At 64.5% G+C, this 17,491-nt stretch carries 17 protein-coding genes; 13 read left to right on the top strand and 4 right to left on the bottom strand.

Features of this window, described 5'->3' with window-relative positions; translation table 11 throughout:
* Nucleotides 1–29 precede the first annotated feature (29 nt).
* Nucleotides 30–575 carry a gluconokinase gene (locus tag PV760_RS09915; protein WP_064721671.1) on the top strand — a complete coding sequence of 182 codons (546 nt, stop codon included), beginning with the start codon at nucleotides 30–32 and terminating at the stop codon, nucleotides 573–575.
* Entirely contained in the window at nucleotides 572–1,975 is a 1,404-nt protein-coding gene (locus PV760_RS09910; protein WP_354627651.1) for a GntT/GntP/DsdX family permease, read from the top strand. Before PV760_RS09915 ends, PV760_RS09910 begins: the two co-directional genes overlap by 4 nt.
* Nucleotides 1,976–2,056: 81 nt before the next feature.
* Here PV760_RS09910 and PV760_RS09905 read toward each other — a convergent pair whose 3' ends face one another.
* From PV760_RS09905 to PV760_RS09890, 4 genes are all read right to left on the bottom strand, one after another.
* Entirely contained in the window at nucleotides 2,057–2,890 is an 834-nt protein-coding gene (locus PV760_RS09905) for an anti-sigma factor (RefSeq protein ID WP_354627650.1), read from the bottom strand.
* 1 nt (nucleotide 2,891) lies between these two features.
* Entirely contained in the window at nucleotides 2,892–3,608 is a 717-nt protein-coding gene (gene sigK / locus PV760_RS09900) for an ECF RNA polymerase sigma factor SigK (protein ID WP_144401306.1), read from the bottom strand.
* Between the two features lie 77 nt (nucleotides 3,609–3,685).
* Nucleotides 3,686–4,153 carry a tRNA (cytidine(34)-2'-O)-methyltransferase gene (locus PV760_RS09895; protein WP_039242162.1) on the bottom strand — a complete coding sequence of 156 codons (468 nt, stop codon included), beginning with the start codon at nucleotides 4,151–4,153 and terminating at the stop codon, nucleotides 3,686–3,688.
* A 66-nt stretch (nucleotides 4,154–4,219) separates the two neighbouring features.
* Nucleotides 4,220–5,158, bottom strand: coding sequence for a J domain-containing protein (locus PV760_RS09890; protein ID WP_354627649.1), 939 nt, complete (start codon nucleotides 5,156–5,158; stop codon nucleotides 4,220–4,222).
* 121 nt (nucleotides 5,159–5,279) lie between these two features.
* On the opposite strand from PV760_RS09890, the gene PV760_RS09885 reads away from it, so the two are divergent.
* The 11 genes from PV760_RS09885 to PV760_RS09835 all read left to right on the top strand — a co-directional run bounded on the left by PV760_RS09885 (nucleotide 5,280) and on the right by PV760_RS09835 (nucleotide 17,491).
* Entirely contained in the window at nucleotides 5,280–6,212 is a 933-nt protein-coding gene (locus tag PV760_RS09885) for a diacylglycerol/lipid kinase family protein (protein WP_354627648.1), read from the top strand.
* 95 nt (nucleotides 6,213–6,307) lie between these two features.
* The gene (locus tag PV760_RS09880) at nucleotides 6,308–6,982 is read left to right on the top strand and encodes a hypothetical protein (RefSeq protein WP_055971925.1); all 675 of its coding nucleotides are present in this window, start codon (nucleotides 6,308–6,310) and stop codon (nucleotides 6,980–6,982) included.
* 46 nt (nucleotides 6,983–7,028) lie between these two features.
* Complete coding sequence (locus PV760_RS09875) at nucleotides 7,029–8,252, top strand: cysteine desulfurase family protein (RefSeq protein ID WP_354627647.1); 1,224 nt, start codon at nucleotides 7,029–7,031, stop codon at nucleotides 8,250–8,252.
* A 129-nt stretch (nucleotides 8,253–8,381) separates the two neighbouring features.
* Nucleotides 8,382–9,299: a LysR family transcriptional regulator gene (locus PV760_RS09870; RefSeq protein ID WP_281445145.1), complete on the top strand. Its 918-nt coding sequence runs from the start codon at nucleotides 8,382–8,384 to the stop codon at nucleotides 9,297–9,299.
* Nucleotides 9,300–9,452: 153 nt separating this feature from the next.
* Entirely contained in the window at nucleotides 9,453–10,796 is a 1,344-nt protein-coding gene (locus tag PV760_RS09865) for an MFS transporter (RefSeq protein ID WP_354627646.1), read from the top strand.
* Nucleotides 10,793–11,698 (top strand): shikimate dehydrogenase, encoded by a 906-nt coding sequence (locus tag PV760_RS09860; RefSeq protein ID WP_354627645.1) that lies wholly within the window; start codon nucleotides 10,793–10,795, stop codon nucleotides 11,696–11,698. Before PV760_RS09865 ends, PV760_RS09860 begins: the two co-directional genes overlap by 4 nt.
* Before the next feature lie 2 nt (nucleotides 11,699–11,700).
* Nucleotides 11,701–12,489, top strand: a complete 789-nt coding sequence (locus tag PV760_RS09855; RefSeq protein ID WP_354627644.1) for an SDR family NAD(P)-dependent oxidoreductase — start codon at nucleotides 11,701–11,703, stop codon at nucleotides 12,487–12,489.
* 96 nt (nucleotides 12,490–12,585) lie between these two features.
* Nucleotides 12,586–13,710 carry a Gfo/Idh/MocA family protein gene (locus PV760_RS09850; protein ID WP_354627643.1) on the top strand — a complete coding sequence of 375 codons (1,125 nt, stop codon included), beginning with the start codon at nucleotides 12,586–12,588 and terminating at the stop codon, nucleotides 13,708–13,710.
* A gap of 9 nt (nucleotides 13,711–13,719) precedes the next feature.
* The gene (locus tag PV760_RS09845) at nucleotides 13,720–15,789 is read left to right on the top strand and encodes an FAD-dependent oxidoreductase (RefSeq protein WP_354627642.1); all 2,070 of its coding nucleotides are present in this window, start codon (nucleotides 13,720–13,722) and stop codon (nucleotides 15,787–15,789) included.
* A complete protein-coding gene (locus PV760_RS09840; RefSeq protein ID WP_354627641.1) occupies nucleotides 15,786–16,655 on the top strand; it encodes a sugar phosphate isomerase/epimerase family protein in 870 nt (289 codons plus the stop codon). Before PV760_RS09845 ends, PV760_RS09840 begins: the two co-directional genes overlap by 4 nt.
* On the top strand, nucleotides 16,652–17,491 hold the full coding sequence (locus PV760_RS09835; RefSeq protein WP_210077063.1) for an aldo/keto reductase: 840 nt from the start codon (nucleotides 16,652–16,654) through the stop codon (nucleotides 17,489–17,491). Before PV760_RS09840 ends, PV760_RS09835 begins: the two co-directional genes overlap by 4 nt.

The raw sequence follows: 17,491 nt of genomic DNA, 5'->3' as shown, positions 1-17,491 counted from the left end.
TCATATTTATTCGAGGAAGGCAGACTTTGATGGCGAAGACTGCGCAACAACCCGTGCTGGTGATTATGGGAGTCTCCGGCTCAGGGAAGTCCACTGTGGCCGGCGTACTGGCCGGCAAACTGGGATGGGATCTGGCCGAAGGCGACGATCTGCACCCTGAAGCGAATGTAGCCAAGATGCACTCGGGCCAGGCGCTCACTGACGAGGACCGCTGGCCCTGGCTCGGCATCATCTCGGAGTGGATTCGAGAGCGTGCTGATGCCGGAGTGCCGGCCATCATTACGTGTTCAGCCCTGAAAAAGAAGTACCGTGACGTGCTCCGGGGCGAAGGTGTGGTGTTCGTGTTCCTGCAGGGAAGCAAGGACAAGATTTCCGACCGTCTCGCTTCCCGGCATGGACACTTCATGCCGCCGTCGCTTCTGGAATCGCAGTTCGACGCGCTGGAGGAACCCACGGAAGACGAGAACTACATCTCGCTGTGCGTTTCGGCCTCGCCTGCCGAAGAAGCTGACGAGGTCATTGAACGCCTGGGGCTGCACCCTTTGACCGGGGATTCCGAAGCGGGCGTTAAGTGATTGCCCTCCAGACGGCAGCGCAGGTGCAGGAATGGACCGGGCAGGACACCCAACTGCTTGTGGTGGCAGCGCTGGGCATTGCCCTGATCGTGGTGCTGATCGCCAAGCTCAAGCTTCATCCGTTCCTGGCCCTCGTCCTGGGTTCCGCCTTCGTTGGCCTGGCGTCCGGTGTTGAACTGGGCAAGGTCATCACCAACTTCGAGGACGGTGTGGGAGGTGTCCTCAAGGAGGTCGGGCTGCTGATCGCCCTCGGTGCCATGCTGGGGAAGCTGCTCGCGGATTCCGGCGGAGCGAACCGGGTGGTGGACACTCTGCTTGCCAAGGCAAGCGGCAACAAGCTGGTCTGGATGATCACGCTGGTGGCCGTCATCATCGGCTTGCCGATGTTCTTCGAGATCGGGCTCGTCCTGCTGCTGCCCGTGATTGTGCTGGTGACGCAGCGATCCAAGATGAAACTCATGAGGATCGCGATCCCGGCGCTGGCCGGCCTGTCCGTACTGCATGGGCTTGTGCCTCCGCACCCGGGACCGTTGATCGCCATCAGTGCTGTGAAGGCTGAACTTGGAACTACCCTCGGCCTGGGCATCCTGGTGGCAATCCCCACGGTCATCATCTGTGGCCCGCTGTTTTCGCGTCTGGCTGCACGCTGGGTTCCTGTCGACGCGCCGGCTGTGGCTGGCGGTATTGATACCCAGCACACGACGGACCTCAGCGAGGTCAAGCGCCAGCCTTCGTTCGTGGTCACCCTGCTGACCATCATCTTCCCGGTCGTCCTGATGCTGCTGAAGGCCCTGGGCGGCATCATCTGGCCAAATCCTGACACCGCACCGGCCATCCGGATCTTCTTCGACTTCGTCGGCCAGCCGCTGGTGGCCATGACCCTCGCCGTCCTGGTGGCCATCGTGACCTTCGGCTATGCCGTGGGATTCACGGGCAGCAGGATCACGGCCAAGCTGGGTGAGAGCCTTGGTCCGATCGCTGCGATCCTCTTGATCGTTGGTGCAGGCGGCGGTTTCAAGCAAACGCTGATCGGTGCCGGTGTGGGTGACGCGGTGAAGAAATGGGCCGAGGGCGCCAACATGTCCGTCCTGGTGCTGGGCTTCATCGTTGCCGTAGCGCTTCGCCTCGCAACCGGCTCCGCCACGGTGGCAACCGTGACAGCTGCGGGCATTGTGGCGCCGCTGGCCAGCAGCCTGAGTCCGACCCATGCGGCGTTGCTCGCGTTGGCAATCGGTGCGGGTTCGCTGTTCCTGTCCCACGTCAATGATGCGGGGTTCTGGCTGGTCAAGGAGCTCTTCGGGCTCACCGTAGGCCAGACCTTCAAAACGTGGTCCGTGATGGAGACGCTCATTTCCGTAGTCGGGTTCGGCTTCGTGATGCTCCTGTCGCTGGTGTTGTAGCTCCAGGAACCAGCCGGCAAACAATGACGGCGGCCGTCCCCAAGGTGGGACGGCCGCCGTCGTGCATTAATTCCTTGCGCCTCAGGCGCTGAGGGCGACCACCAGGACCGGAGCGCTCGTGGGAGCCTGCGACCCGCCGGCCGGTTCAACGGTGATGGCAACGGACGACGCCGAAGACAAGCCCTTCACCACCGCCGGCTTCGAGAGCGTCTGGGCGTCCATGGTGCCCTGCGGAACCGGCGCGGAGCCGTCCTTGGGCAGCGTCCACAGCTGGTAGACCTTGCCTTCAGGAGCGGGGGCCACCCCGTCCATCAGGACCACGAACGAATCCTTGGCCGATGACGCGGAAATCGTGGCAGTACCGCCGCCGGGAACAGGGGCGGACTGCTTCTGCACATCCTGCGCCTGCAGGACCTGGTTGACGGGATCGTTCTGCGCCGAGACATAAGCGCCCACGCCGATTCCGCCGAGGCCGATCACTGCGGCTGCCGCCACTCCCACGATCCAGCGGCGTGCACCGCCGGCCCGCTGCCGCTCTTCGCGTTTGGCCCTCGCCGCTGCGAGGTCGTCGACGGCGGGACTCACCGCGGCCGGTGCCGCCGGTTCCGCAGCTGCCGGGGCCGTTGCCTCCTGGGTTATCCGTTCCATGATGTTCCCGAAGAGGCCTGCGGGAGGCTCGTCCTGGGCGGTGAAGCTCACCGCCAGGGTTTCGCGTGCCTCGCGGACCCGCTGGAAGAACTCGGCTCCCTCGGGAGCGTCGTTGACGTAGTCGTCAATCATGGCCCGTTCGTCGTCACTGACGGCGTCCAGGGCGTAGATCTCAGCGAGTTCAAGCACTCGGCCCTCAGCGAGATCTGTAGCGATGTCGTTGGCAAACATTCTGCGGATAAAGCCTCCACCGGAGTTCTCAGTCATATCAGCCCACCCCCAGGCAGGTCTTCAGGCGCAGCAATCCGTCGCGGATGCGCGATTTGATGGTCGGCACGGCCGCGCCGAGATGTTCAGCCACTTCCCGGTAGGTCAGCCCGCCATAATAGGCCAGACGGACGGATTCACGCTGGGTGTCCGTCAAGGTACCGAGGCAGCGGCTGACGGCTTCGGCCTCGAGGTTGCTGTCTGCTTCCTCGGCCACCAGGTCCCGGTCCAGGTCCTGGCTCGCGGCGCCGTAGCGGGCCTCGCGGTCTGTGGCTGCCTGGACAGCCCGCACACGGTCGATGGCCCGGCGATGGGCGATGGTCATGAGCCACGCAAGCGGCGTTCCCGCGCTGCGGTCGAAATTGGCCGCACCCTGCCACACCTGGATGTAAACCTCCTGGGTGGCGTCCTCACTGAGGTCCGGGTCTATGAGCACGCGCCTGGCCATGCCGAAAACACGCCGCGAGGTCAGTGCATAGAACTCGGCGAATGCCTGCTGGTCTCTTGCTGCCACCAGCTCAAGCAGGCCGGTCAACTGCGTGTTGAGGTCAGTGGCAGTGCTGGTAGCTTCGAAGACCGGTGGGCCGGGGTTGTTGGGGGTGTCCATTACAGTCCAGCATATGTTGTCGCGTCTGAATCCGGCAGCACTGCGGGGTCGCGTTGCGGGTGCGGCGATATGGCCGTGTTGTGTTAAGGCCCTGGTCTGCAACGCGCTCACGGAGGCTCCCTCAATGAATGTCCCTGACAGGATTGTCCCTGCGTAAGGTATTCGGTGCTGTGGCCGCCGTGGATGGGCTACACCTTGGCGCCGGCAAAACCGTTCTGCCGCCATGCCTCGAAAACGGCGATGGAGGCGGCATTGGCAAGGTTGAGCGAGCGCAACGACGGCCTCATGGGGAGCCGTACCCGCGCGGTGACATGCGGGTCCCGTTTGAGCCATTCCGGCAGGCCCACGGATTCGGGTCCGAACATCAGCACATCACCAGGGCGGTAGTCGATGTCTGTATAGGACGTCTCGCCGTCGGAGGTATAGGCGAAGACCCTCTCGGGCTGCAGGGCTTCCCAGGCGGCCTCGATGTCTTTGTGGACTGTGACGACAGCGAGGTCGTGGTAGTCCAGGCCGGCCCGCCGAAGCTTGGCATCGGAAAAATCGAAACCGAGGGGCTCCACCAAGTGAAGCTCGGCGCCCGTAATGGCGGCGAGCCGAATGGCGTTGCCGGTATTGCCCGGGATTTCTGGAGTGTGGAAGAGGATGCGGAACACCGTCCCATCTTAGTCAGGCGTGTGTTGGACACCTGACACAGGCCGGGAGCCAGGGCATGCCAAGAGCTAGTGCATACCCCGAAGCAGCCTGGCCAACACGGGAACCACAACCGTGTTGGGCGCGGGTCCCGAACCCAGGAATTGCTTCAGGCCACGGACAAGACCTGCGCCGTTGACAATCTCGACGGCGCTGCCCTGGCCCTTGCCGTAATGATCAATGACGGGCTCATGCAGGTTGCCGTCGGGGCTGTGCAGGACTACCCAGCCAGTGACGTTCAACTCCGGGAAGATGTCCTGCATGTGGCGGACAATGTGGGCCAGTTGCGGGGGAGCGACCGAGCGGCCGCCATGGCGCAATGACTGTCCGTCCCAGGCGTATGCGCCCTTGGGCAGCAGCATGGAACCAACCAATGCCAGCCTGTAGCCGGACAGGACAGCGTGGTCGATGTGGTTGTTGTCCGACGGCGAGCGCAGGCCGTTAATCAGCCGGGCGGCCGGGATGGCCGGGAGGATCTGGCGGCTGATGAGCTGCACCGTGCGCATTTCCCGTTGGATGCGGGCCTCGGCGCCGAAGATTCCGCGTTTGCGGGGGAGGCCGTGGACTTGTTGGGCCGCTTCGGCTGCCGAAACAAGGGGGACTTCGTTGGGGTCGTCGAAGGCGGGAACGTAGACCGGTGGATCGCCGGCAGTGTTGCGCTGCATTGGAGGCCGCTTGACGTTGGTGCTTGCCGAGGGTCCTGGCGCCGCCGTGCCCGAATAGTCTCCGGGCCGGGCCTGGGCGCGTTCGGTGGTACGGCTGGCATAACGCCGATCGTACTCGGCCCTGCGCCGGGGGTCGATGAGTGTCTCGTACGCGAGGGTTACGCGCCGGAACATCTCTGCCTCTCCACCGTGATCGGGGTGGGCTTTCCGGGCAGCCTTGCGGTAGGCCACTTTGATCTCTTTGTCCGTCGCGGTGACGGCTACTCGGAGAACCTGATAGTGCGAACTGCTGCCCTCGGCCAAGCACGGGCCCTTCTCTAGTGATGACGGCCGCTCCATCGGGGCGGTATTGGCAAGTTTATCCAGCCACTATGTGAACGTCGGTACGGGGGCGCGTGGTTCCCCGGCTGGCATAATTCGGGCTGTGACTCCTCCGGAACGTTCCCGGCCCTCCGTGGCGCAGGGAAAGATTGTGCTGGCCGTAAACCCGGCGGCTTCTTTTGGCAGGTCCCGCGGGGCGGGGGACGAGGCCGCAGAGTACTTTCGCGCCGCCGGTTGGGCCGTCGTCGTTCTTCAGGCCGGCGGCTATGAGCCCTTGGATGCGCTGGTGCGACAGGCGCTGTCCTCTGATGAGGAGGTGGCGGCGCTGGTAGTGGTAGGTGGTGACGGAATGATCCACTTGGGCGTCAACGCGCTGGCAGGCCTGGAGGTGCCGCTCGGGATCATTCCCAGTGGAACGGGCAATGACGTGGCCAGGCTTTTGGCTTTGCCGTTGAACAGTCCCGCTGGTGCGTGCCGGCGGGTCCTGGACGCCTTGGCGGCGGGCGGACGGAAGGTCGACGTCGGCAAGGTCAGGGCAGGAGGGAAGACCACCTATTTCGCGGGGGTGCTGTCGGCCGGGTTCGATGCCGCAGTGAACGAGCGCGCCAACTCCTGGCGCTGGCCGCGGGGGAAGAGCCGTTACAACCTGGCCATGCTGAGGGAGCTTGGGTCTTTTCGCCGGATTGAATACAGGGTCTGTGCTGACGGTGTGAGTTGGAACCAGCGGGCGTTGCTTATTTCCGTGGCAAACGGGCAATCCATCGGCGGTGGCATGCGCATCACCCCGGATGCCTTGCCGGATGATGGCTGGCTTGATCTCTTTGTGGTGGAGCCGTTGTCGCGGCTGAAATTCCTTTCCATTTTTCCGAAGGTCTTTGCGGGCAGGCACACGGGCAGGCGCGAGGTGATGATCCGCCGCGTCCGTAAGGTCCGGTTGGAGGCAGAGGGCGTGGTGGCCTACGCGGACGGTGAACGGCTCGCGGCGTTGCCGGTGGACATCGATGTCCTTCCGCTTGCGCTGCACGTCCTTGCCTAGATTGCCTTGCCCAGGCGGAGGATTCCATGCGGGCGGCTAGACTCGGACGCGGCAGGGCGCAGTCAGGCGGCAGGGCATAGAGGCGGGAGCATCAGGTGGCGTTTAGCGTTCGACGGCGGCTGGCGGGGTCAGTTGCCCTGGGAACCGTGGGCGTCTTGCTCGCTTCCTGCAGCGTGAACGTCCCCGACCCTTCAGCGCCGAAACCGGCGCCGTCGCAATCCACTCTCGCCACTCCAACCATCACGCCAGGGCATGATGCAGAGGCCGTGGCCGCGAAGGACTTGCCGTTGGCGGCGGGGGGCACTTTGGCTCCCGGTGATCCTGTGACGGTGTCGAGCAAGCTGGAGGAGGTGCCGGGCTGGTCCGTGGTGCACTCAGGCCTCCAGGGCGAGGCCCGGTTCAAGAAAACAGACGGGTGCACGCTCGCAGCACGTGTCAGCGTCAACCAGGGCCCCTTGGTTGTGGCAGGTGACGATGTTGCCTCCACCAAGGGACTCTTTCATTACCTTGATGCGGGAATTGACGTGGAGAAACTGAAGCCTGCCACATTGCGGTGGGGTCAGGACTCCGATAAACCGGTTCGCAGCGTGGAGTTCCTGGCGTTGGAGTCCTCCGCAGCCTCAGGCGGCAGTCCAGTGGTGGTGCTGGCCAGGCTTTTCAGCGCTCCCGCATCTTCGGTGTATATCTCGCTGGCCTGTCCGGATGACGCTTCCCTGGCCAAGGCCCGGGCAGAGGTCGAGACGAAGCTGGCGGTGGTTCCGCCGTCGTAGTGGGACGACACTGAGCGCCAGGGCGCGGCATCGGTAGAATGGCAAGGTGCCTGTATACCTTGACCATGCCGCCACCACGCCGCTTTCGGCGGAAGCGCTCGCCGTCATGACACGCGAGTTGGCGAAGACGGGAAACCCGTCCTCCCTCCACGGCGCCGGCCGCAGGGCGCGGCGCGCCGTTGAGGACGCCCGCGAAACGCTCGCCGCCGCGGCGGGGGCCCATCCTTCGGAAGTCATCTTCACTTCGGGTGGGACAGAAGCCGACAACCTGGCCGTCAAGGGACTTTACTGGGCCCGCCGTGACGAAAACCACCGCCGGACCCGGATACTCTGTTCCGCCGTCGAGCATCATGCGGTCATGGACACCGTCGAATGGCTTGAGCGCCACGAAGGGGCGGACGTTACGTGGCTTCCTGTGGACAGCGAAGGCGCGGTCCGGCTTGACGTCGTCCAAAAGGAGATCAGCCGGGATCCCGAATCGGTTGCCCTGGTAACGGTCATGTGGGCCAACAATGAGGTTGGCACCATCCAGCCGGTCGCCGACATCGTGGAGCTTGCCAAGCCGCACGGCATTCCGGTCCACTCGGATGCGGTGCAGGCTTTCGGATCGGTTCCCGTCGATTTCCGGGCCTCGGGACTGTCTGCCATGTCCGTCTCGGGACACAAGCTGGGCGGTCCCGTCGGTGTTGGTGCACTGTTCCTTGGCAGGGCTGTGAAGTTGACTCCTGTCCAGCACGGGGGAGGGCAGGAGCGGGACGTACGCTCCGGCACTTTGGACACACCCGCGGTCGCCGCTTTCGCCGCTGCAGCAGAAGCCGTCACCGCAAAGCTGCCGGAGGAGCGGGAACGACTGGCGGCGTTGCGTGACCATCTCATCCGGGGAGTCCTTGAAGCTGTTCCAGACGCCGTGCTCCGTGGCGCCACGGGTGAGCGTCGGCTTCCCGGCAACGCCCACTTCACCTTCCCTGGCTGCGAAGGCGATTCACTGCTGTTCCTGCTTGACCTGGCAGGCGTTGAGTCCTCAACGGGTTCGGCGTGCACGGCCGGAGTGCCGCGGCCCTCGCACGTCCTGCTCGCGATGGGACTGGACGAGGACACCGCCCGTGGTGCCCAGCGCTTCACGCTTGGACACACGTCCACTGAAGCTGATGTTGAAGCCCTTCTGAAAGCACTTCCGGAAGCTTGCTCCAGGGCGCGGCAAGCAGGGATGGCAGGTCATGAGTCCTCCATCCAGACAGCGGCGACTGTCGCCCGGCGGGGTGTGGCCTAAGCCGCCACTACCGTCGGTCCATCCAGGCAGGAATTCGTCGAGGGGAATGTCCGGGTCGTTGGCGAGCCGGCTTGTATGTGCTCGAAGCCTGCACCCTGTTGGACCGTGCAGAGGGTACATTCTGAAGTCATGACAGAGATCCGCTGGTTGGAAGCGTTTGTCGCCGTCGCCGAAGAACTCCATTTCGGCCGTGCCGCGCAGCGCCTGCATACTTCACAGTCACCGCTGAGCCAGACGATCCGGAAGCTCGAGGCGGACCTGGGGTCCCGCCTTTTTGAACGCAACACCCGCAGCGTTGCCTTGACATCTGCCGGGTATGCCCTCCTGCCGCGCGCATACCGGGTACTTCAGGAAATGCGTCTGGCCCGGGAAGCGGCGCAGGCCGAAATTGAAGGCGTCAGGGGCAACATCAGGATCGGATTCTCCGGAGCGGTCAACCATCTGACCCTCCCGCCACTGACCCGTGCCGTGAGGAGGCGCCATCCGGACATCACGATGGACCTCACCAGCAGTGTCCGCACCACGGACGGATTGGCCAGCGTGGCAAACGGCACGTTGGACCTCGCCTTTGTCGGCCTTCCTGACGCTCCCGTCCCCGGGGTGGTGACGCGGCTGGTTGCAAGCGAGGAAGTCGGCGCGGTAGTGCCATTGGATCATCCGCTGGCGCAGGAACAATCCATCCCTTTGCAGGCACTGGCGTCCGATGACTTCATCTCTCCGCCACTGGATGGTTCGTCCTCCATGACCGAAGTGATGCTCGCATCCTGCATGGCGGCCGGCTTCCGCCCGCGTATCGTCCAGGAGCTCTCGGACCCCTACATGGTGCTGACGTTCGTGGCCGCAGGAGTGGGCGTGACACTCATGAGCAACGGGATATCCGGGATCATCCCCTCCGGCGCCACCTACATTGCCTTGGACCCTCCACGGCACTTCATGAATCACTCCATCGCTTGGTCGGAGGAAAACGATTCCTCCGTGCTTGCGGCCGTGCTCGCAATCATCGAAGAGATATTCCCGGAGATCCCAAGGCCACCGCACATCATTTAGTCGATTTTCAGCATAGTTATAGATCAATTTAGTCGTGGACACACTAAGTGATCGCCCCCACACTGGATGGAGAAGCCGCACCAAGCGCGGCAAACCGTTCCGCAGCCGGCCCGCCCGACGCTGCCAACGGTCCCGTTACCAGAAGGGAACACCATGTCAGTGTCGACATCGGCGCCAGCACAAACCAAGAACAACGCGAAAATCGCAGCAGTTTCAGGGTTCGTTGGCAGCGCACTTGAGTACTACGATTTCTTCATTTTCGGCTCTGCGGCAGCCCTGATCTTCGGCAAGCTGTTCTTCGCACCCGGCCCCTCGGCGATGCTGCTGTCTTTCGCCACCGTTGGGGTTGCCTACATCGCCCGCCCGCTGGGTGCGGTGATCTGCGGCCACTTGGGTGACAAATTCGGCCGCAAAAGGATCCTGCTGCTCACGCTCCTGCTCATGGGCGCTTCAACGTTCCTCATCGGCTGCCTGCCCACGTACAACGACATTGGAATGGCTGCGCCGATCCTGGTTGTGGCCCTCCGTCTCATCCAGGGCCTGTCCGCCGGCGGTGAATCACCGGGCTCAAGCTCCCTCACCCTTGAGCACGCACCCGAAAACAAGCGGGCTTTCTACACCAGCTGGACCATGAGCGGAATCATGTTCGGCATCGTCCTCTCCACCCTGGTGTTCATCCCCGTCGCGTCGATGCCGGAAGACCAGTTGCTTGCGTGGGGCTGGCGCGTCCCGTTCCTCGCCAGCGCTGTCGTTACGGTCATTGCCTTCGTACTCAGGCGGCTGCTGGAAGAGCCTCCCGTTTTCGAGGAAGCCAAAGCCCAGGACGAAGTCGTCAAGGTTCCGCTCGTCACGCTGTTCCGGCACCACTGGATCACGGTCACCCGCGTCACCGCGATGTCGTTGTTCACCATCATCAACACCATCATCAACGTCTTTGCCTTGTCCTACGCCACCTCCGTCGTCGGCGTTGACAAGGGCCTGATGCTGACAGTCATTGCCGTCGCCAACCTTGCCGCTGTGGCCATGGGCCCATTGGCCGGCATCCTCTCGGACCGGATCGGCCGCAAACCCGTTTTCGTCTCCGGCCTGGTGCTGCAGATCGGCATGATCTTCCTGTTCTTCATGGCATTGTCCGCAGCAAACCTTCCGCTGATCTTCGTCACGGGGATCCTCCTGATCGGCGTTGCGTACACCTGGTCCAACTCCATCTACCCCGCATACTTCCCGGAGCAGTTCCCGGTCAAGGTCCGCTACTCCGGCATGGCCATCAGCCTGATGTTCGGACTGCTCCTGGCAGGATTCGCACCCGTCATCTCCGAATTGCTGATCGGTGGCGACAAAGCCAACTGGGTTCCCGTCGCAACATTCGCCGCCGTGGCCTGCGCCATTTCGGCCGTCGCCGCGCTGCTGGCACCGGAGACGTTCAAGACGCCCACGGCCATGCTGGGACTGAAGAGGACAACCCCTGCCGCAATTGCCGATAAGTCACGGGCATGAACCAGCGAACACTGGCGGACCCCCGGGGATTCCGGCACGACGGCGATGGCAACCATCGGTTCCTGGTGGGTTTGCTTGGCTCAGGGATTGCCGGGTCCCTCACTCCGGGCCTGCACGAGACGGAAGCCGACCGGTTGGGACTTAACTACACCTACCGCGTCATCGATCTGGACGTCATAGGACAAGCCGCGGAAAACTCTGCAGCGCTCGTCAGGCAGGCAGCCGATCTGGGATTCGACGGCCTGAATGTCACCCATCCGAGCAAACAGCTGGTGCAGGACGGCCTGGACGAACTCTCCGCGGAAGCCCGGATCCTCGGGGCCGTCAACACCATCACCTTTCACCAAGGCAAGGCCGTTGGGCACAACACAGATCACACCGGTTTCATCGCGGGTCTCCACGCCGGCCTCCCATCGGCTGCCACCGATTCCGTAGTGCTTCTCGGGGCTGGGGGAGCCGGGGCAGCGGTGGCCTTCGGTCTGCTCCGCAACGGAACCAGGCACTTGGTGATCGCGGACATTGAGCCGGGCAGGGCCGAAGCCCTTGCCCTTCGGTTGTCCCCGCACTTTCCGGACAGCCGGCTATCGGTGGACGGAACGGATGCCGTCGCCGGAAGCATCAGGACAGCCACCGGTTTGGTGAACTCAACGCCGATCGGCATGACGGGCCACCCTGGACTGCCCATCGACCCCGATGTGATCCACTCCCGGCTGTGGGTAGCCGACGTAATCTACAGGCCGCTCGAAACCGAACTGATCAAGGCAGCCCGTGCCAAGGGCTGCAAAGTCCTGGACGGCGGCCGCATGGTGGTGGGCCAGGCTGCCGCAGCCTTCGAGCTCTTCACCGGCATTCCCGCCGACGCCGAGAGCATGCTGGCCACGTTTCGACGGGAGGTCAGTTAGTCATGGGTTACCGTGCGCCAACCACTATCGCCGAGTCCCGCTGCCTGGTCATCGGGGCCGCCAGCGGAATCGGGCTGGCGACGGCTGAACGCCTCAGGTCTTCCGGCGCCACAGTCATGGGTGCGGACCTGCCATCGCCCACCTGGCCTCCCCGGGCAAGCACCTCGTCACCTGCAAGCACCTTGTCACCTGCAAGCACCTTGTCACCTGCAGGGGATGTCGCCGTGGACGTCACAGACCCGGCATCGGTTGCGGCCGCGGTCTCCGCGGCGGTGCTGGGCATGGGAGGCCTCGATGCCGTGGTCAACTGCGCCGGGATCCTCGGCCCCGTTGCCCCGGCAGCCGCAACATCTGTCGAGGACTTCGAACGCATCATGCGGATCAACCTGACGGGCGCTTTCATTGTCTCCAAGGCCGTGTTGCCCGGTATGGCCAAGGCAGGATACGGCCGGTTGCTCCATATCTCCTCGACGGCGGGCAAGGAAGGCGTTGTCAACATGCCGGCGTACTCCGCCAGCAAGGCGGGGATCCTGGGCCTGGTTAAGTCACTGTCCAAGGAGTTTGCCCTGTCCGGCATCACCGTCAATGCGCTCGCTCCGGGCAATGTGGTGACCCCGCTGTTCGCCGAAGTGCCGGCAGAACAGCAGGCGGCGCAGGCTGCCAAGATCCCCATGGGCAGGTTCGGAACTCCTGCCGAAGCGGCTGCCCTCATCGAATTCGCCGTGTCGCCCGCGGCGTCCTACACCACCGGCTTCGTCTTCGATCTGTCCGGCGGCCGGGCAAGCTACTGACCCAGCCCTACTGACCCGGCCTTACTGACCCCGTCGCACGCCTCCGGCTGGAGCGCACCACGAACTCCGGCCAGTACCAGAAAGTTAGCCCCGCTGATGACCACACCATCACCTCTTACCGCCGAACCCCTGCGCATCGGAATCGCAGGATGCGGCGCAATCTCACGCAACCACTTGGAAGCCTTCAACGCCCTTGCAGACGCCGTCATAGTCGGCGTCTGCGACGTGGACCTCCAGCGCGCCCGGGACACTGCCGAAGCTTGGGGAATCCCAGCCGCAGTGCACAGTGTTCCGGAGCTCCTCGGTCTCGGGGTGGACGTTATCTCGGTGTGCACGCCGCACCCCACCCACGAGGAAGTGGTGCTCCAGGCCGCTGCCGCAGGAGTCCACGTGCTCTGCGAGAAGCCCATATCCACGGACCTGGCCTCAGCGGAACGCATGGTCAAAGCCTGCGACGACGCCGGCGTCAAGCTCGGAGTCCTCTTCCAACGACGCTTCTGGCCGGCCGCGCAACGCATCCGCGCAGCGATCGACGACGGCACCCTTGGCCGACCCATCATGGGCCGTTGTTCTGTGATGCTTCACCGTGAGCCTGAGTACTACTCCCGGGACGCCTGGCGCGGGACCTGGGCCAGCGACGGTGGCGGGGTGCTGATGACCCAGGCCATCCACTACATCGACCTCATGCAGTGGTTCATGGGAGAAGTGGCCGAGGTCTACGGCAAGATCAACACCTTCAAACACAGCGGCCACATCGAAGTGGAAGATTCCGCGACTGCGGTCATCACGTTCGCTTCCGGGGCCATCGCCACCCTGGAAGCTTCGACGGCGGTGTCCCCGAGCCTGGGCGTCCAGATCCGGATCACAGGAGAAACCGGAGCATCGGCTTCCCTGACTGAATTCCCGGAAGGCAGCGACGGACGGGTGGACCTGTGGGCCGCGGCCGGGACGATCTCCTCCGAACCCGTCTTCCCGAGCGGGGTTGACCCGAACGTCAGCCTGGCTACGATCAACGGCCAGCTGATCCCACACCACACCACCCAGGTCCGCGACTTTGTCCGGGCACTCCGGAACGGCGACGACCCGGCGATCACCGGCCGGGATGCGACGAAAGCACTGAGGATACTGCTGGCAGTCTACGAATCATCGCGCACGGGTGTCCCCGTCCGCTTCGACCACGCGCCTGCAGGCACACGAGCACCCGCAGAACTTGCAGGCTAAGGAACACCCATGGAACAAACAACACGCTATTCAGCCCGCCCCCTGGCACTTGGCCGCAACGGCCGCACCCCGAAAACCCTCCGGAACCGCCTGGCCTCCGCTCCCATGGAACGCAACTACGGCACCCCTGACGGGCGGATCACCGATCAGTACATCGATTACCTCGTGACCCGGGCAAGGGCCGGACTCGGCATGGTGACTACCGAAGCGACTTACGTTCGCGCGGACGGAAAGGGCCGAACCCACCAGCTCGGACTGCACAGCGACGCCATGATCCCGGACCTGCGGAGGCTCACTGACGCATTGCACGCCGAAGGTGCGCTCGCCGCCGTCGAACTCAACCACGGTGGGCGAACCGCGCAGGCTGCGGTCTCGGGGCATAAGAACCTTGCCCCTTCACCGGTAGCGTGCGAAGTTGCAGGTGGCGAGGTTCCCCGTGAACTCACTGTCGAGGACTGCCATGAGCTGGTGGAAGCCTACGCGCAGGCCGCACGCCGGGCGGTGGCCGCAGGCTTCGACGTGATCAACATCCACGGCGCCCACGGCTACCTGATCCACCAGTTCATGTCCCCTCTGTCCAACCACCGCACGGACGAGTTCGCGGCTCCGGAGCGGTTCATGAACCTCGTCATCGACGCCGTGCGGGAAGCCGTCCCGGACACTGTGGTGGGCATGCGCGTCTCCGTCGTGGAGGGACCTGCAGACGGCATCACCGCCGAACAGCAGGTGGCCATCCTCGCCAAGGCCCACTTGGAGCATCTGGACTTTCTGGACATCTCCGCCGGGAGCTATGAGGCCGGTGAATGGATCGTGCAGTCCGGGGAGTGGAAGCCGGGAATCCTGGCAGGCTATGCCAAGGCGTACCGGCAGTTTGGTCTTCCTTTGGGCATGGCCGGCCGCTTGAACTCGCCGGCCATTATCGAAGAGGTACTCCGGGACGGCAGCTGCGACTTCGTCAGCCTTGCCCGGGCGATCCATGCCGACCCGGGGTTCGTAGGCGGCGTCCTGCGCGATGAGCGTTACCGGCCCTGCATCGCCTGCAACGTGTGCATCGACAACCTGGGCCTCGGCCAGGTGACCTGCACAGTCAACCCGGCGGTGGGTCGCTCCCGTGTTCCCGTACCGACGCCCTCTGTCCGCGAGGGGTCCCGCGTGGTGGTTGTGGGCGCCGGACCCGCAGGTCTCACTGCCGCGCGCGAACTCGCCGAAGCAGGAGCGACGGTGACCTTGTTCGACGACGGCGTCCGCCCGGGTGGCCGGTTTGCCCTCGCGGAAAGGATGAAATCCACCCCGGACTTCCACCGTTTCGCTGAATGGTCAGCGGAGGAGAACGCCCGGCTCGGCATCGAGGTCCGCCTGCGTTCGCGCGTGGACACTGCGCACCTTGGCGGAGTGGTCCGCGACACCGCGGCAGACGCCGTCGTACTGGCCACCGGCGGGCTCCGACCCGAGGCGGGCTTCAATGGCGGAGACATGTCCAACGTCCTTGACGTGCGCGACTGGCTCGCCGCCCACCTGGAAGTGTTCGAGGGCGGCACCGAGGACGTAAGCGACGTACCCGAAGCCCTGACGATCTGGGGTGCCGACTCGGTGGCCATGAGTGTGGCGGACACACTGGCAGACCGGGGGGCTGCCGTCCTGTTGATCGGCCCGCAGCAGGCCATCGCCCCCGAGTCGGGGCGCCGCGCCAAAATCCTGGCAGTGCCCCGGCTTGAAGCCAACCCCCGGGTGCGGATCCGCCTCGGCGTCGTCATCGAGGAGTTCGACGGGGGCCGTGTCCGGATCAGCGGACCGGACCTCCCTGCCGGAGGCGAATGGCTCGACGCGCCCGGACCGCTCCTGGTGTCACGGTCCGTCGCTCCCTTGGACAGCACTATTCCCCGAAACATCCGGGACGCAGAGTTGAGCCGCGTCGCCGGAGTGCCTGTGACATTGGCCGGAACCGTCGTGGACCAGACGCCGGCCATTGCCTCCAACGCCGTCAAGAGCGGCTACGACGCGGCCCAGCGGATCGCCTTCCTGCTCGCTGCAGACGCAGCCGCCACCAACGAACTGACACTGAACGGAACAAAGCGATGACCCGAAACGTGCACAGGCCGATCGGCCTGGCCCAGTTGTCCCTGCTTCACACCCCGCCTCCTGCCTTGGTGGACGTTGCCGCCGTGGCGGGTTTCGATTTCGTTGGACTCCGGGTCCGCCCCGTGACACCGACTGAAAGCCCCTACGACCTTCAGCCGGGGTCGCGGATGTTGCGCGAAACGTTGTCACGGATGAAAGACACGGGCGTGACCGTGCGGGACATCGAATTCCTTCTGCTCGACGGCACCGACCAACGTGACACGTGGCTGCGCATGATGGAAGCGGGACAGGCCCTGGAGGCGAGCTCCATCACCGTTGCCGGTGCCGATCCGGACACCGCCCGACTGGTCGGAACACTTGCCCGGATGACAGAGGACGGCCGCGGATTCGGGATCGCCCCCACGCTGGAGGCGATCTCCTACCAGCCCGTGGCCTCGATCGCCCAGGCCGCAGACATCGCACGGCAGGCTGGTTGCCGGATCGTGGTGGACACCCTGCACTTCAACCGATACAACGGTCCGGGCGCAGCCAGGCAGTGGGACGCGTTGCGCGCCAACGCCGACCTCGTGCCGCTCCTGCAGATGTGCGATGGGCCGCTTGCCCGACCCGGGACCCGGGATGGACTGGTCACCGAATCCCGCTCGGAGAGGGGCATACCCGGCGAGGGCGAGTTCGACCTCGCGGCCGCGGTTGCAGTATTACCGGCGATTCTTCCGGTCAGTGTGGAGGTACCTTCGGAACGGCGGGTCGCCGAACTCGGCGATGCCGGCTGGGCACGCCTGCTGAGGGGAGGGGTTGACGCCGTGCTGACCCGGGGCTGCAGCCTTCAGCCAAGCGGCTCTCCCGATACGGCAGGTGCAAAATGACCTGCAAGGGCACAGAGACCACGACGACGGAACTCGCCAATGGCGTCCGCGTACCCCTGATCGGCCTGGGAACCTGGCCACTCAGGGGCGAGGACGCCGCCGCGGCAGTGTCCCAGGCCATCAGCAACGGCTACCGGCACATCGACACAGCAGAAAACTACGCCAACGAGTCGGCTGTAGGGGAGGGCATCCGTCGCAGCGGCATCGCCCGGTCGGAGCTGTTCCTCACCACCAAGTTCAACACCCGGTGGCATAGCCGGAGCGGGGTGCGGGAGGCGTTCGGCAATTCGGTGCAGCAGCTCGGGACCGACTACCTGGACCTGTTCCTGGTTCACTGGCCCAACCCGGCCCAAGGTCGATACGTCGACGCCTGCGAAGAACTGCAAAACCTCGTCGACGACGGTTCCATCAGGGCCTGGGGTGTTTCCAACTTCAAACCGTCGCACCTGAAGGCTGTCCAAGGGGCAGGCCTGGCAGTTCCGTTGAACCAAGTGCAAGTCGACCCCGAGCACGGCCAACCCGATCAGCTGGCCTACCACCGCGGACACGGGATAGTCACTGCGGCCTACAGTCCGCTGGGACGAAGCGGCGGATTCCTTAGCCACCCGGCAGTCGACGGTCCCGCTAAGGAACTGGGCAAGACTCCAGCCCAGATCGTGCTGCGCTGGCACGTCCAGCACGGCCGGGTAGCGGTACCCAAATCGGCAGACAGCCAACGCCAACAGCAAAACCTGGATGTCTTCAATTTCCGCCTGAACCAGCAGCACATGGCTGCGATCGACGCACTCGAAACCGGCGCGGCGCCCCGCCTGGACTCTGACACCTACTTCCACTGA

It is taken from the genome of Paenarthrobacter sp. CC6 (assembly GCF_040560085.1).
In the GTDB taxonomy this organism is placed as follows: domain Bacteria; phylum Actinomycetota; class Actinomycetes; order Actinomycetales; family Micrococcaceae; genus Arthrobacter; species Arthrobacter nicotinovorans.
This window is presented reverse-complemented; position numbering and strand designations above follow the sequence as displayed.

Excerpts from the sequence above, each read along its gene's own strand:
- PV760_RS09915 (WP_064721671.1), top strand. The coding sequence starts at position 30 with ATGGCGAAGACTGCGCAACAACCCGTGCTGGTGATTATGGGAGTCTCC.
- PV760_RS09905 (WP_354627650.1), bottom strand. The coding sequence starts at position 2,890 with ATGACTGAGAACTCCGGTGGAGGCTTTATCCGCAGAATGTTTGCCAAC.
- PV760_RS09870 (WP_281445145.1), top strand. The coding sequence starts at position 8,382 with ATGACAGAGATCCGCTGGTTGGAAGCGTTTGTCGCCGTCGCCGAAGAA.
- PV760_RS09865 (WP_354627646.1), top strand. The coding sequence starts at position 9,453 with ATGTCAGTGTCGACATCGGCGCCAGCACAAACCAAGAACAACGCGAAA.
- PV760_RS09860 (WP_354627645.1), top strand. The coding sequence starts at position 10,793 with ATGAACCAGCGAACACTGGCGGACCCCCGGGGATTCCGGCACGACGGC.
- PV760_RS09855 (WP_354627644.1), top strand. The coding sequence starts at position 11,701 with ATGGGTTACCGTGCGCCAACCACTATCGCCGAGTCCCGCTGCCTGGTC.
- PV760_RS09850 (WP_354627643.1), top strand. The coding sequence starts at position 12,586 with ATGACCACACCATCACCTCTTACCGCCGAACCCCTGCGCATCGGAATC.
- PV760_RS09845 (WP_354627642.1), top strand. The coding sequence starts at position 13,720 with ATGGAACAAACAACACGCTATTCAGCCCGCCCCCTGGCACTTGGCCGC.
- PV760_RS09840 (WP_354627641.1), top strand. The coding sequence starts at position 15,786 with ATGACCCGAAACGTGCACAGGCCGATCGGCCTGGCCCAGTTGTCCCTG.
- PV760_RS09835 (WP_210077063.1), top strand. The coding sequence starts at position 16,652 with ATGACCTGCAAGGGCACAGAGACCACGACGACGGAACTCGCCAATGGC.